11 protein-coding genes and 2 pseudogenes are annotated in these 13,864 nt (G+C 68.0%); 5 read left to right on the top strand and 8 right to left on the bottom strand.

Going from position 1 to position 13,864, the window contains the following annotated elements; genetic code table 11:
- Window positions 1–407 precede the first annotated feature (407 nt).
- Entirely contained in the window at window positions 408–932 is a 525-nt protein-coding gene (locus tag ACFYYJ_RS37690; RefSeq protein ID WP_389138980.1) for a MepB family protein, read from the bottom strand.
- Between the two features lie 220 nt (window positions 933–1,152).
- Between ACFYYJ_RS37690 and ACFYYJ_RS37685 the strand changes: the two genes are divergently transcribed.
- Window positions 1,153–1,947, top strand: a complete 795-nt coding sequence (locus ACFYYJ_RS37685) for a hypothetical protein (RefSeq protein ID WP_389138978.1) — start codon at window positions 1,153–1,155, stop codon at window positions 1,945–1,947.
- A 219-nt stretch (window positions 1,948–2,166) separates the two neighbouring features.
- Window positions 2,167–2,377: pseudogene (locus ACFYYJ_RS37680) on the top strand (XRE family transcriptional regulator); the annotation flags it as partial.
- Window positions 2,378–2,668: 291 nt separating this feature from the next.
- On the opposite strand, the gene ACFYYJ_RS37675 reads toward ACFYYJ_RS37680, so the two are convergent.
- From ACFYYJ_RS37675 to ACFYYJ_RS37665, 3 genes are all read right to left on the bottom strand, one after another.
- Complete coding sequence (locus ACFYYJ_RS37675) at window positions 2,669–3,958, bottom strand: hypothetical protein (RefSeq protein ID WP_389138976.1); 1,290 nt, start codon at window positions 3,956–3,958, stop codon at window positions 2,669–2,671.
- Window positions 3,959–4,584: 626 nt separating this feature from the next.
- On the bottom strand, window positions 4,585–4,887 hold the full coding sequence (locus ACFYYJ_RS37670) for a hypothetical protein (protein ID WP_389138974.1): 303 nt from the start codon (window positions 4,885–4,887) through the stop codon (window positions 4,585–4,587).
- A gap of 203 nt (window positions 4,888–5,090) precedes the next feature.
- Window positions 5,091–5,606 (bottom strand): hypothetical protein, encoded by a 516-nt coding sequence (locus tag ACFYYJ_RS37665; protein ID WP_389138972.1) that lies wholly within the window; start codon window positions 5,604–5,606, stop codon window positions 5,091–5,093.
- Between the two features lie 708 nt (window positions 5,607–6,314).
- Between ACFYYJ_RS37665 and ACFYYJ_RS37660 the strand changes: the two genes are divergently transcribed.
- Window positions 6,315–6,518 carry a hypothetical protein gene (locus ACFYYJ_RS37660; RefSeq protein ID WP_389138970.1) on the top strand — a complete coding sequence of 68 codons (204 nt, stop codon included), beginning with the start codon at window positions 6,315–6,317 and terminating at the stop codon, window positions 6,516–6,518.
- Between the two features lie 61 nt (window positions 6,519–6,579).
- Here ACFYYJ_RS37660 and ACFYYJ_RS37655 read toward each other — a convergent pair whose 3' ends face one another.
- The 4 genes from ACFYYJ_RS37655 to ACFYYJ_RS37640 form a co-directional block, all read right to left on the bottom strand.
- The gene (locus tag ACFYYJ_RS37655; protein WP_389138968.1) at window positions 6,580–6,777 is read right to left on the bottom strand and encodes a transposase; all 198 of its coding nucleotides are present in this window, start codon (window positions 6,775–6,777) and stop codon (window positions 6,580–6,582) included.
- Window positions 6,778–6,870: 93 nt separating this feature from the next.
- Window positions 6,871–7,302, bottom strand: coding sequence for a hypothetical protein (locus ACFYYJ_RS37650; protein ID WP_389138966.1), 432 nt, complete (start codon window positions 7,300–7,302; stop codon window positions 6,871–6,873).
- Between the two features lie 684 nt (window positions 7,303–7,986).
- The gene (locus ACFYYJ_RS37645; RefSeq protein ID WP_389138963.1) at window positions 7,987–9,129 is read right to left on the bottom strand and encodes a hypothetical protein; all 1,143 of its coding nucleotides are present in this window, start codon (window positions 9,127–9,129) and stop codon (window positions 7,987–7,989) included.
- A gap of 39 nt (window positions 9,130–9,168) precedes the next feature.
- Complete coding sequence (locus tag ACFYYJ_RS37640; protein WP_389138961.1) at window positions 9,169–9,555, bottom strand: hypothetical protein; 387 nt, start codon at window positions 9,553–9,555, stop codon at window positions 9,169–9,171.
- A gap of 204 nt (window positions 9,556–9,759) precedes the next feature.
- Between ACFYYJ_RS37640 and ACFYYJ_RS37635 the strand changes: the two are divergent.
- Both ACFYYJ_RS37635 and ACFYYJ_RS37630 read left to right on the top strand, forming a co-directional pair.
- Window positions 9,760–12,834 (top strand): annotated as a pseudogene (locus ACFYYJ_RS37635) (RHS repeat-associated core domain-containing protein); the annotation flags it as partial.
- A gap of 13 nt (window positions 12,835–12,847) precedes the next feature.
- Window positions 12,848–13,606 (top strand): hypothetical protein, encoded by a 759-nt coding sequence (locus ACFYYJ_RS37630; protein WP_389138959.1) that lies wholly within the window; start codon window positions 12,848–12,850, stop codon window positions 13,604–13,606.
- The last annotated feature ends 258 nt before the right edge of the window (window positions 13,607–13,864 follow it).

Here is a 13,864-nt window from a genome sequence, read left to right as displayed (position 1 = left end):
TCGCGAATCTGGTGACAAGTACCGCTGAGAGTCCGACAGCGCGCCGCTGTCCGCTGCCGTGCGGGCCCAGCTACCGCCCGACCAATGCCCCCTGCCGTCCGTCGCCCACGACGACCAGCTTCTGCGGCTCCGCCGACCCGAGCCCGACACCTGAGGAGAACGCCATGACCTTTCCGCGCCGACGAGGGGATCCTCCATCTACGGTTCACCGAGGAGCCGAGGAGCTGATCCAGTCGGCTCTCGCCGACCGTCTGGGCATCTCCCGGATGCACGCCCCGCGACTGCTCCCGCGCGCCCTGGCCACCCACCTGCCTCACCTACCAGCCTGCGGCCGCTCCCCTTCCCGACATCTCATCTCCCTCTTCGCCCCGTTCGTCTGATAGCCGGACGACATGGCGCGGCGGCGCCTATGGGTGGTAGAGGGCGTGGGCGGACGCCAGGTCGGCAGGCCCCTCCTGGCCGAGGGCGAAGAAGTAGTTCACCTGCCATGCCTGGGTGCCGTGTGCCTGCCGGCTGGTCGTGGTCACCCACGGCGGATAAACACGGAATCCGCGCTTGCCTCCGGAGCCGTTGCGGGAGACGATGTCGCGCTCGCACAACACCTCGCGCGGGAACACGAACTGTCCGAAGCCGTCGTCATCGCGGCTGCTGACGACGAAGAGGTCCACCCCGTCGTCCGCGTCGAAGGGCCGGATCGGCCCCTGCTCGGACCGCTGCCACACGGTGACGAACTGGCCCACCTTCGTCGGGGTGGTCTTGGCCACGCGGAACCGAACCGTGCGGCCATCGAGCGTGTACGCGCAAGCCCCGTACTCGGCACTCTCCGGTTCGGGCACCGGCACAGAGCAGGTGAAACCGCTCGGGTCGTATACCAGCGCCTTCGCCGCCAGCAGGTCACCGTGAAGCCCGGTCCACAGCTGATTCGTCACCATGTCGTCATCTTGCCATCTAGTACTCCATCTGTAGATCGTGATCTTGCTGGCAGGGTCGCTGTGGGAACGGGTACGGCCACCGTTGATCATCGTTGCGTGAAAACAGAAAATCAGGTGATGGCCGCAGGTCACGGCGTGGACCCGGACCCTGCCCGCTGGCAGGAAACATTCGAAAGCTTGATGGGCCGCATTGTCAGTGCGGTGCGCTTCACTGTCCGCCATGGAGCTCACGCAAGCGGACGTCAACGATCTACTGGCCCGACTCGGCCCCGGGAACAGCTACATGTACCTGCCCGGCGATCTGGACCTGCAGTACCTGACCGACCTACTCGAAGACAGGTATGGCGCCCCGCGCACCCTTGTCCTCGATGGTTTCACCGATCCGACGGTCGACGATTCCAGGGGCGCGGCTCTCATCCTCCCCTTCGAGGACCGAGCCGTGATGCTACGGGCGTGGGCGTACGGGGATCAGTGGGTTGGCACGGGGACGGCGTGGGACGCCGAGGGGACCGAGCGGTCGGTGCTGGTATCCGCTCCCAGAAAGGTGCCCAAACTCCTGGGGGTCGCTCCGGACGAGGACGAGGACATCGACTGGATGGAGCGGCTCAGACTGATCACCGGCTGGACACAGTCCGACCAGCGACCGGACATGGACTGGACGGAGATGGAATCTCGCCTGGGCACCGCGCTGCCGAGCGACTACAAGCGCATGGTCGAGACGTTCGGCAAGGGCGCCTTCGACGGATTCCTGGACCTGAACCAGGAGCCGTGGACGAGTCTCAGGGAGGACGACCTGCTCATCTGGGCCGGCACGGAGCACGAGAACCTGTATTGCTGGAGGGCCGACGGCGGCGACCCCGACCATTGGCCTGTCGTGGTCCGCTCCTTCGACGGTGAGGACGTCGCCTTCGACTGCCAAGCCGCCGAGTTCGTCTGCCGCATCCTCATAGATCCGCATCACCCGTTCACGATGGCCCGATTTTTCGACACTCACTGGTTCATGAACTACGGGTGAAGCGACTGACCGAGCCCTGCCGTCAACGGCATCCACAGCGCCGACTCACGCGCGCTCGACGGCCGCCACGGTCCGAGCCGCGGGCACCTGACCGTGGCCTCATGTCCGGCCGCCGCCTGTGGAGGTCCAAGACCTGGCACGCACCTTCGTGACGGCCACCCTCGCCTCCCAGGCCCCCGCTGCTGGTGAGGAGTCCGAGACCCCCGGGCAGGGGCAGCCGCCACCGACGCACAGGACCAGGCCCTCGCCGAACTCCCTCCGAGCCTGCCCCGCTTCGCCACCCACCTCGAACTCCACCGCGGGCTCATGCTCGCCCGCTCCGGCGACAAGGCCGGCGGCGTCGCGCACGCCACCGCCGCGATAGACGCCCCTCCCGCCCGGGAAGCACAGCCTGACCCTGCGCATGCTCCTAGAGGAGATCCGCGCCTGACCAGCCAGCGTCGAGTGAGCCCCTGGTCGGTCGGCCTGCTGAAGAACGCGGGGCCCTTGCAGGCCCTATCTCCCGTCGTTCCGAATAGTCGCGACTCAGGTGCCGTACCTGTGATGAGACTCGTTGAAAAACCCCGGGGCTGCCTTTCGTCGCCAGTTGGTTGCGGGTTCGACCATGGGTCCGCTGCCTGCCGTTGTGGGGCCGACCAAGGTGTCGGCCCCACAACAATCGCGAGCCCTTCTGACGCCGGACCTCGCCTTCAAGGGCACCGTCTCGGATAGCGGATCTCCTCTAGTGCTCCCTGGTCACCCAGCTGTCCGAGAAGACGTCGGGGTCGTGGGCAACCGTTCCGTCTGGCAGTCGGACGGTGTTTCGCAGGTCGCCCCAGACCGCGATGGCCCTGTGGCCGTTGCTGGTCACCTGGATGTAGTCGCCGGCGTAGCAATGGCTCTGGGCCTTGGGCAGGAACTGCCAGGGGACGGTCGACAGCGGTCGCTCGCGGTTGCGGATCGTGGGCCCGGTCTTCCGGCCTGCGAGGGTGAGATCGGCCTTGTCGGTGCGGATCAGGTCGGGTCCGCCGGCCGGGTCGGGAACCCGCTCGTACCAGATCGCGTGCAACCCGTGGGCGTCGGACGTCAGGGCGGGATGGAAGCGGTCGGCCATGTGGGTCGTCGACAGCGGGCCACTGATCACCTTCGGCGCCGACCACGACGCGCCGTCCCTGGAGTGGCTGAGGTAGATCCTGGTGGCGTTGTCGAAGCCGCCTCCCAAGCCGCCCGGCCGGTCGGGCCATACGACGTAGAGCACGCCGTCGGGCCCGAGTGTGGGATCGGAGCCGGAGGAGGTGCGCCCCGCGAGGCCTGACGCGGTCGAGATCACCTGCTGGCCGAAGCAGTCCAAGTCCACGCGCTCACCGACTCCGTGGATCGGGGCGATCACGGTCCGGCGCAGGATGCGGGCCGTCTCGACGTCGACCGTGACGACTTCCTCCCGGCCGCCGGTCACCGTGGGATCCACATCGGGGTCGTGCGCGCAGGCGGCCTTGTCGAGGTCGTGGAAGAACACGTAGAGCCTGTTCCCCTTGGCGATCGGCGCCGCGGCAGGGGAGTGTGGTTCACACAGGTCCGGCTCGGTCAGCGTCGTGTGGCGCCAGTGCTTCGCATCGGTGGAGTCGGCCAGGACGACCGGCCCCCGAATCGCTCCGGGAGAGCCCTGGTACTGCGTGTAAGTGACGTAGAAGTGCGTGCGGCCGTCGCCGTCGCGGGCGATGGCGAGCCGTTCCCTGTCGGGTTCGAATTGATAGCCCGGTGCCGACCCGACCGCCGGCAACGAGACGAGGCGGAACGTGTCGCTGCCCGCCGGCATCTCGTACAGGGCGAGCTTGACGATCCCCGAGTCCGAATCCGCGAGGGCGGTGAGCCAGATGTTGCCCGCCGGATCGATGGCGAGGCGTGGGTCGGCGTCAGGCTGCACATCCGGGGATCGCGGAAGATTGCCCATGTCGACCCACGTCCGGCCGCCGTCGTGGGACACCGAGTATCCGATGTTGATTCCACCGGCGTTCTCGTTGAACGCCGCCACCACCTTGTTTCGATGGGCAACAACTGTGGGCTCGCTCTGGTCGAACGGCGTACCTGAATCGGCGCGTCTGCAGTTGACCTGCTGATTCCCTGTCGGGCTCTCTTCGGCTCTGCAAGGAGACGGGGTCGGGGCGTTCGGGGATGAGGTCGTGTGGCTGTTTCCGAGCCGTTCGCGGTGGTGAGCGGCCTGGGATGTCTTGTGGGCGGACGAGGCGGAGGGGAAGTCGTCCGCATGCGAGGGGGCCTGAACAGCGAGAGCGGTCACGGATGCGGCGAGAGTAAGCGCCCCCACCAGGGATCTCTTCAATGGGCACCTTTAGGGAACGAGGAGTGTCACGGCGCAGGCGCACGACGGGCGGCCCGCGACGCGGACGCGCCAGCCCTTGCCCACCCTGACGCAGCGTCAGTCATATCTGAACCGCGCGCCCACCACCCCGCCGCCCTCCCCACTCATACGGATGCGTGGGAGCACTCGTTCGGCCCCCTCACCGGCTTCGACCCAAGCAGCTGGCGCGGCCTGGTGAACAAGAGCAGGTCTGGGGAACGAGTTGAGCGCGGGTGGGGAACTTCAAAGATCCTCATCACCTGTGGGGGCCACCAGGGTTGTTGTGCCAGACCGCCACGCCATCATTTGGCGTAGAGGACGCAGTTCCCGTCCCCCTGCATGATCAGACCCTTGGTCTCGGCCCCCTGACCGCCGCCGATCCGGGCGGCCGCCGCAGGGCCGACCGGAAGGTAGGCCGCCACGACGGCGCCCCCGGCGTCGACCACCGGAAGATGAGCCGGAAGCGCAATCCCGCCGCTGACGACGAGCTGAGCGGCGCCGTCCACGTAGCGCACGCTCAGCACGCCGATGTCTGCGGGCTTGAGGTCTTCTGCCGGGATCACGGTCAGGCCGGGGACCTCGGTGGGTTCCTGCTTGTTGGCCACGTCTGTCTCCTCACTGGTCGGCACCCTGCCAACCAGCGCCGATCCTTGCACGAACTGAACGTCACTACTCTGTCACTCTTGGTAGACCGGGGATGTTCGCCCGGCCCGCCATGCCATCCCAGGCAGTTGGGAGCCAGACAGCACCACGCCCACCCCCGGCGCACCCGAGGGTGCGCCGGGACCGCTCGCACCCGACCGAGCCCCTACGCGCTCGCCGCCCTGCCGCGCGCGAGCTGCGCGCAGCGCAGGCCGCCGCCCGCGTGCCAGTCCAGCACCGGGGCGATCTCGTCCCCGTGCTCGGCGCACCACAGGACCGGATCCAGGCCGCCGCAGTCGTGCCGCTCGCACACGCAGTCCTCGCCGGTCCTCGCCTGTGGGACGCCGTGGCGGACCACCCCGCCGCCACTTGGCGAGGTGGTGCCGCGCAGGCGGGCCGGCCATTCCAGCGTGATGCGCAAGGCCCCGGATCCGGACCGGAACCGGTCGGTCACCCGGACGTCGCCGAGCACCGCGAGGGGGCCCGCGCCGGGCGCGGTGAGCCGGGTCAGCGTGGCCCCGACCGGACCCGCGGCCAGGGCGGCCAGGGCGGCCAGGGCGTCGGCTTCCATGTCGTCGGCGACCCAGCCCGACAGCTGGTCGGTGCCCTCGATGTCGTCGGCGAGGCCCAGCCACGGGGCAGCCAGCCGGAACCGGCCCGTGGCGCCACCGGTGCCGCGCACCAGCAGCGAGCCCGCCCCTGCCCCGGCGGGAATGACGATCTTGTCGTTCGCGAGCAGCCACGCGACCGGGGAACGGCGGCCCGGCCGGGTCTCGCACCGCCCGCCAGTCCACCGAGGGGCGGGTGACGTCCAACAGGGCGATATCCCGGGCGCCGTAGAGGGGGACGGTGGTCACGCCGCCGTGGGCGCGGCCGTAGTCGACCTCGGCCGAGGCCACGGGGGCGACGCACCCGAGGCGGACGATGATGACGCTCTTTGAAATGGGCTGTGGCGGATATTTCGTGACGGTGTCGGCATGCGGGTCGGCGTACCCAGACAAGTACGGATGGACGGACTCTGTCGCTGATCCTGTGCTGGCCACCTCCCGCCGTGAGGGCGTCCGAACCCGCCTTCTATTCTGAACGCGTTCAGTCGGGGCATGATGTGGGGATGTAGATGAGCACTGCAGCGAGACGGTGGTCGGCACTGGTCGCCGCGTTGGCCTGGGCCTGCGTTGCTTGCGCCGATGCGGGTGGAGAGGCGACCCCCGTTGATCAGTCGGCGCTTAGGGGCGAGTGGAGTAGTCCGGGTGGCGCTCGTCTTCGTCTACGGGCAGACCGCAGCATGACGGGGGAAAGCCTGAACAGCGCGATGCTGGGGGGCACATCGTGCCCCGACACGGTAGCCGGGCACTGGAACTTCTACAGCCTTCCGAACGACGCTGGTTCCATGTTCGCGGACGACGCGTTCAACAGCGGCGACACCGTCTCCCTGCGCATCGACGATCCGAAAGACTCGTGTCTTTTGTCGGCACAGGTCCGACGGGATGGGCAAGGAATCAATCTCTGCCTCGTAGAGGACCTCGATTCCGGTTGTTCCGCCGAAGAACTGCTGCGTCTTGACCAAGCGTCGGCGGGACGGGCAGCGAAGTGACTCACCGCCCCTGCACCCGAATGAGCATCAACAGAGTCGATGAACATGCCCGATCCGACGGTCACGGTGGCTCAGCAAGGACGAGGGTCCGCAGGAGAGCGAAGGAAGCTCGGCCGTAGGACCGGCGTTTGATCAGCTTGATCCGTGTGACCTGGCCTTCGACGGCGCCGGAGCTCCAGTTCAGTGTGAGGCCGTTGACGACGGCGTCCCAGTCGTTCTGGAGGAAGGCGGTGAAGCCCTGGTCCGGCTGTGGTCCCATCCCAGCCGGTCCTGCCCGGCGCCGGACGAAACCGGTCCGGTGCCGGGCAGGACCGGCAAGCGGCGACTTCAGTATTTGTCCGGCCCCGCCGGGTCACCAGCACAACCGCGGGTCTTGTACGCGCTCCGGTGAGTGCCGGTCCTCTCCCCTGCCGAGACCCGTCCGGACCAGGAAGCCAGGGTCCACGTCCCACAGCGGCGCAGCGGTGTGAACTCGCTGGGTGCCGGGGATGCCCACCTCGACGAGGACTCCGTCGCGGAACATCCACAGACCGAACAGGTCGTCGTCCTGGTCGTGCAGCATGACCTGCACGCAGTCGGGCTCGTTCCAGGGCAGGGACTCCAGGTCCTTGAGCACCCCGCGGCGCCGATGCGCCTTCTCGAACTCGATGTGCCAGCCTCCTACGAACCAGGGGATCTGTACGAAGCAGCCCTGCCAGGTGCGAGCCTCGTCCGGCCGCGTCAGCGGCTCCATCACCTCGTCCTCGTGCCGCGCCAACACGATGACCTGCGCCATTCTGCTCATGCCCACATGGCACACCGCGCCGGGCACCGAAGGCAAACGGTTTGGGACCGGGAGCCGTCAAGCCTCCCTCGTCACGCGGAGTTCGCCTGAGACCAGCCGCTCCCCAGGTCGTTGGCCGGCTACGTAGCGGGCCGGCCACAGCAAGGCGTCCGGCGACAGCGGCGCCACCCGCTTCACGCCCGTGCCCTTCGACGCGACCCACAGGCGCTGACCGGGCCAGTCAAATGTCGGTCCTTCGGACGCCCAGCAGCTCGGTGGCGCGCGCCCCTGAGCTGATATGGGACGAGAGCAGAGTCCTGTCGCGATCGCTTCCCATCGCCGCAAACGGCTCGTCCCGCGCCGCGTCGGACAATGACCTCGGCGCCGGTTGGGAGGACGTCTGGCGTAGTCGGCAGCGGTGCGCTGGACGGCGAGAACGGACGCTTCCCCCGCACCCGGCGGGTCACCGCCCGCGGCCGGTGACCACACGCCCCTGCATCAGATAGGGTTCATCCCTGGCGGAGAGGCAGACGAGGCTGGCCAGAACGTGCTTCTCGATTGCGATGGGTACACCTACCTGATCCTCAGCGGGCCTCCAGACCGCCCGCCCCCCGGTAGCGCAATGCCCGACCGTTTCCGCCGCCCAGCGCCCGCCACGCCTGGACCGTCCTACCGCCATGACTCGTCATACCGTCATTCTGACGGCTAGTCACCCTCCTCGGGGGTCCCGGCGGCGAGCGCTCCGGCGCGCAGGCGTTCCAGCACGTCCGCCGGGGTGATCATGTACGCCTTACCGGCGATCGACTTCTCGAACCCGGCGCGGGTAAGTCGCCACACCCCGCAGGCCTCCCGGCCGGTGACGCCGAGGGAGTTCTGCACCCGGGGATCGAACAGGTCGAGGTGGTGGAGGGTCAGGCCCGGCTCCACCGACTGCGCGGTGCGGGCGGATCCCGCCTGCTCGTGGTTGGCCAGGACGCTGATCACGTGCGCCACGTGGAGGGCGGGCAGTCGGCCTTGGGGGGCGTCGGGGTGCCGGAACACGTGCTGCGAGCTATACGAGTCGGTCTCCGGCCGGACCTCGAAGGGCGTGTCGACGAGGGTCCCGAGGAGGTCGAGGACGGATCCGCCGCCGGCGACGGCGCCGCCGAGCGCGTGCCGAACCCGGTCAACGACCCGGTCCTCGTCCTCGAACGCCTCGTACTCGGCCCGCGCCAGATCGACCGCGTGCTTCTGATACCAGTCCGGGATCCATTCCGGCACGTCGTTGGCCTCGTCGACCGGGCGGGGCGTCACGCCGGCCATGTCCTGCGGGGCGTGCGCGTCGAGGCGAATCAGCGCGCGGCCGGGCAGGCGGGTGTACAGCGGGCTGTCGGGGACCAGGACCTGCGTGGCGTTCAACCACAGGCGCAGGTCCGGGCCTTCGTCGCCGGCCAGGCGCCAAATCGCCTCCAGGACCTCGTCGTCGTCCTCCGCGACGCGGACGGGAGCGCCGAAGCGCTGCACGACGGCGTCAACGTGCTCCCGCCACGCGGTGCGCGCGAGAGCGAGGACCTTCGGGTTCTCCTCGGCGTTCTCCGCCTCGATCACGCAGGGCACGTAGCGCGCCATCCGCACCGGATTGAGGAAGTCGCCGCCCCGCCCGTACAGCTCGAAGGGGGTGCCGGAGCGGCTGTGCAGGGTGATGACGGAGTCGATCTCGATCCGGGTGAAGTACTTGACCTCGCCCATCCAGCCGGCGAGGTCACCCTCCCGGACCGGGGGCCCGGACCACAGCACGGGGTTCGGCAGACCTATGAAGGTGGCCGCGTCCCGAACCTGCCCCGGTGTGTCCTGCCAGGCAAATCTCACAATTCTTCTCCCCCGTCGAGCGATGATCAGTTGATCATCTTAGAGGCGCATGTCGGCCACGGCCGCCATGCTTCCCAAAACACCGAGATCCCGCCGCCCGAGGGAGATGACTAGGCCGAGGCCGGGATCGAGGGGCACCGTGGCGCGGCGCATCTTGTACATCGGGGCTCCCACTCCGTGATCGAGGAGCGCGGGGGGCACTTCGGGGGTGTAGCCAGGGGCTACGCCGGAGAAGCACAGCAGATTGTCGGAGATGATCAGCCCCTTGTCACGTGGCCGGTAGTACCTCCAGTGCGTGGAGGAGTTGTTGATGATGGCGAGGATGGGGTTGAAGCGTTCCTTCTGCCGGCCGTTCTCGTCGTGGCGCACAAGCCACCGGTTGACGACAGATAGGTAGACGTGGTTTAGGAATGCGGACTGGTCCATTTTCTGGTCTTCTTCGGGGCGCTCGCTGGCGGGGAGTTCCTGCCTGATGGAATGCAAGAGGAAGCGGCTTCTGGCGAACTGGGGGCGAGGAGCCAGGCCAGCGATTCCCTTATGGGGTGGGGTACGTGCGCGCCTCGGCCTGCGACAAGGGAAGTGATGGCGGTGGCTGCATCTCCCTCGATGTCGCACATGCGCTCTTCGGGTCTGGTGCACTCGGCGGGCCACTACCTAAAACTGTCCGTGGTCAACGGTCTGGTCACTGGCCTGTCCTTGTCCGGTGCTCCCAACGGCGGCGCTGACCTGCCCTTGATGAGCTACGGATATGAGGCTGACAACCTCACCACGGTCACCAAGCCGTCAGGCGCCATCACTTCCTTTGTCTACGGCGAGCGCCGCCGCGTCACCGCCTGGATCGACTCCAACGGAAGCCGCTACGACTACACCTACGACGAACGCGACCGCGTCGTGGCAGAGGGCGGCGAGGCCGGCCACATTCAAATCGCCCTGACGTACTCCGAGCCGCACCCGGAAACGGGACTCCACACCACCACGCTCACCACCGAAGACGGACACGCGACCCACCACCTGTTCGACCACCGCTGCCGCCTCTTGGCCGTCACCGACCCCCTCGGCAATACCACCCGCTTCACCCACGACGCGCGAGGCAACCTTCTGAGGCGCAATGACGCGCTGGGTCTCACCACCTCCTTCTGCTACGACGAGGAAGGCCGGGTGATTCGTGCCGTCCGCCCCGACGGCAGCGAACTGCGAACTGTGCGCGGCCGATTCGGCCTGCCAGTAGAGGCCTTCGGGGCGGACGGCTCGCTGATGCTCCACGAGTACGACGAGCACGGCAACCGCACTGCCGTCACCGACGCGGCCGGCTTCACCACCCGCTACACGTACGACGACGCTGGCCGGCTCACCTCGCTCACCGACGCGGCAGGGGCCACGACCAGCGTGGTGTGCAACGCAGCGGGATTGCCCGGAGGTTGTCGACCCGGCCGGAGCCATCACCCGCACGGAGCGGGACGCCCTCGGCAGGCCGGTCCGCATCACGGACCCAACGGGCGCCGTCACGCGCCTGGTGTGGCACGCCGACGGGCAACTCGCCCGGCGCACCGGTCCCGACGGCGCCATGGAGTCGTGGACCTACGACGGCGAGGGCAACCTTCTCACCTGTACAGACGCCTCCGGTGGGGTCACCCGCTTCGAGTACACCCGCTTCGACCTGCCAGTGTCCCGCACCGGCCCCGACGGCGCGCGCCACGAGTTCGAGCATGACACCAACCTGCGCCTTACCCGCGTCACCAATCCGGAAGGCCTGAATTGGTCTTACGAGTACGACGCCGCCGACAACATTGTCTCCGAGACCAACTTCGACGGCTGCACCCTCACCTATCGGCTTGACGTTGCAGGGCGGCTGGCCGCCCGCGTGGACGCGCTCGGTGGAACCATCTCGTTCGAGCGCGACATGCTGGGCCAGGCGATTGCCAAGGACGTCGACGGTCGGGTGACCACGTATGCGTACGACGCAGCCGGACGCCTGCTGGCGGCAATCGGGCCGGATGGCCAACTCCGTTACCAGTACGACCGCCGGGGAAAGGTGATGGCCGAGTTGGTGGATGGCCGTCCCCTCACCTACGCCTATGACCCTCTCGGCCGCCGCACGCGCCGCACCACCCCACCGGCCACGTCACTACCTACGACTACGGCGCAGACGGAGCGGCGAACCGTCTGACCACCGGCCACCACCGTGTCGACTTCACCCACGATGCTGCCGGCAGGGAGCTTGCACGCATTTTCGACGGCATGGTCACCGTGGCCTCCGCCTGGGACGAGGCAGGACGGCTCTCCGAGCAGCAGATCACCGCCGGTGGGAGCGCTGTCAACAGCCGCGCCTACACCTACCGCGCCGACGGCCATCTCACATCCGTTGCGGACCGACTCTCAGGCACCCGCGCCTTCGACCTTGACCCGGCTGGCCGGGTCACCGCCGTACATGCCCACGGCTGGACGGAGCGCTACGCCTACGACACCGCGGGCAATCAGACATCGGCGTCCTGGCCATCCGGCCACCCTGGCGGCGAGGCCATCGGACCGCGTACCTATACCGGCACTGCCCTCACCCGCGAAGGTGGTGTTCGATTCGAGCACGACGCCCTCGGCCGGATCGTCTTGAGGCAGAAGGCCTGGCTCTCCCGCAAGCCGGATACCTGGCACTACGGGTGGGACACGGAGAATCGCCTTACCTCAGTCACCACCCCCGACGGAACGCGGTGGAGGTACCGCTACGATCCCCTCGGCCGCCGTACCGCGAAGCAACGCATGGCGGCCGACGGCGAGACCGTGGTGGAGGAGGGCCGCTTCACCTGGGACGGCCTGACCCTCTGCGAACAAACCAGCCACCAGCCGGATCTCCCGCACACGGTCGCACTCACCTGGGACCATCGTTCCGACGTTCCCTTGGCCCAGATTGAGCGCATCCTCACGCCCGGCCCAGGCCAGGAGGAGATCGACCGCCGATTCTTCGCCATCGCCACCGACCTCGTCGGCACTCCAACAGAACTGATCGACGAGTCCGGCGACATCGCCTGGCGCGCCCGGGCCACGCTGTGGGGCACCACCGCCTGGGCCCGCGACAGCAGCACCTACACCCCGCTTCGTTTCCCCGGCCAGTACTACGACCCCGAGACCGGCCTTCACTACAACTACTTCCGCCACTACGACCCGGAGACCGGCCGCTACACTTCCCCAGACCCTCTCGGCCTGGCTCCCGCTCCCAACCCCCTCTCATACGTGGACAACCCGCACGGCGGGTGCGACCCGCTGGGCCTGATGCCCAAGTACACGAAGGAGCAGAAGGCCCAGCAGGCCAGAGAAAGGGCCATCGAGACTGCGGACGCAGTGGTCAAGAGAGCCCAGGGCGACCGGATGAACAAGGCGGCCAACTACCGCGCGGATTCGACGCACGGCTTCAGCAACGAGCGGGGCCTGGAGATCCTTAAGAGCCCGGACGCTGTATACCACTCAACAGCGGGCAGTGGAAGGCTGATCTTCCGCCAGGGCGAGGACATCGTGGTGGCGGAGGGTGGCGGCGTCGGTACAGGCAACGCGATCACAGCATACGGCCCATCCGGTGTAAGGGGAGAGTCCGGCGCGACGGCGCTCGGCGGCTCACCTGCCGACCCCGGTGGGCCGGTTACCCATACAGACGTGGTGAACGGCAGGATTCCGGCGAAGAACGGCTACTTGGCTCCCGCAGTGCGGATTCGATGAGGCGGCATTCACTATGAGACTCACCTTCGACGGCGACTGGACCGCGACGGTGACGGGCGACCCACTGGGCAGCACCCCGCGCTTCGACTTCACGGATCAGTGTGTGCGCATTGCGGAGTACGCAAACGTGCCCGAATGGCAGCGCTTCCTCGTGGAGACGTTCGGTAGCCAGGAATGGCTGTGGGACGCTCCCGACGAGCTGAGGTTCAATCCGGCCGATCGAAATCTGCTCGGCGCCGCGTTCCGATTGCCTTACGAGGCAGCCGACGCCGAGGATGCTGCACGCGTTCCCAGCGCACCTCTTGTCCGTCCGGGTGGTCTCCGCGCGGACGAGACCCGGGACTTCCGCCTGGGCGTGACCACGGAGCTCTGCCGCGGCCCCGGCGACGCCGTGCTGACCTGCCTGCAAGACCTTGATGTCCTCGACGAGTCGCTGGAGGCCCGCGTCGGCATTGCCCCCGACTTTGCGCTCTTGGTCCAGCATGGCGCTGTGGTCGGTTGGAGCCTCACGGATCCCGCGAGGTACCTGACCTCAGGTTTCGCCCCCACGGACCCGGCTCCTCCTGCCTCGGCCACTCAGCGCCTGTTCACCGAGTGCATGGACTTGGTCACCACTCAGTTGCTCGATGAGGTGAGAAACGGGGTCCCGTCTGCCCTGGCCCGGCTGCGTTCCGTCTACGAGGCCCTGTGCGATCAGCGTGAGGACCGACACCGTGCCGACGCCCTGCTCTCGCTCATCGGCAGACTGATCGAGGACTACGTGGGTGGATGACGGCCCGGTAGCTTCCTGGAGCGCGGGGTGACGAGGCAGGAGCGGCTATGCAGCCGACGTTCGACAGGGGTTGGTTGCGCAATAGTGACGAACGCTGTCCGGGCTGCCCCCGCCGCACGCCACCGTTCCCCGAGGCGTGGCAAGGAGCGGCAGGCCTTCCGCTGCTTGCCGTACGGGCGCGCCGTCCTCAGATGCGGTGCAGGTGTTCCGTAAACAGGTCGCGGGCCCGGTCGATGTCCTCCGGCGTGGCCGCGCCGC

This window comes from Streptomyces sp. NPDC002467 (genome assembly GCF_042889825.1).
Taxonomy (GTDB): Bacteria; Actinomycetota; Actinomycetes; order Streptomycetales; family Streptomycetaceae; genus Streptomyces.
The sequence above is the reverse complement of the archived record's forward strand: the minus strand, read 5'-3'. Positions and strand labels throughout refer to the sequence as shown.

What these genes read in the sequence shown, in the direction of transcription:
- ACFYYJ_RS37630 (WP_389138959.1), top strand. Translation starts at nt 12,848, where the DNA reads ATGAGACTCACCTTCGACGGCGACTGGACCGCGACGGTGACGGGCGAC.
- ACFYYJ_RS37640 (WP_389138961.1), bottom strand. Translation starts at nt 9,555, where the DNA reads ATGGACCAGTCCGCATTCCTAAACCACGTCTACCTATCTGTCGTCAAC.
- ACFYYJ_RS37660 (WP_389138970.1), top strand. Translation starts at nt 6,315, where the DNA reads ATGTTCGCGGACGACGCGTTCAACAGCGGCGACACCGTCTCCCTGCGC.
- ACFYYJ_RS37685 (WP_389138978.1), top strand. Translation starts at nt 1,153, where the DNA reads ATGGAGCTCACGCAAGCGGACGTCAACGATCTACTGGCCCGACTCGGC.
- ACFYYJ_RS37650 (WP_389138966.1), bottom strand. Translation starts at nt 7,302, where the DNA reads ATGAGCAGAATGGCGCAGGTCATCGTGTTGGCGCGGCACGAGGACGAG.
- ACFYYJ_RS37690 (WP_389138980.1), bottom strand. Translation starts at nt 932, where the DNA reads ATGGTGACGAATCAGCTGTGGACCGGGCTTCACGGTGACCTGCTGGCG.
- ACFYYJ_RS37655 (WP_389138968.1), bottom strand. Translation starts at nt 6,777, where the DNA reads ATGGGACCACAGCCGGACCAGGGCTTCACCGCCTTCCTCCAGAACGAC.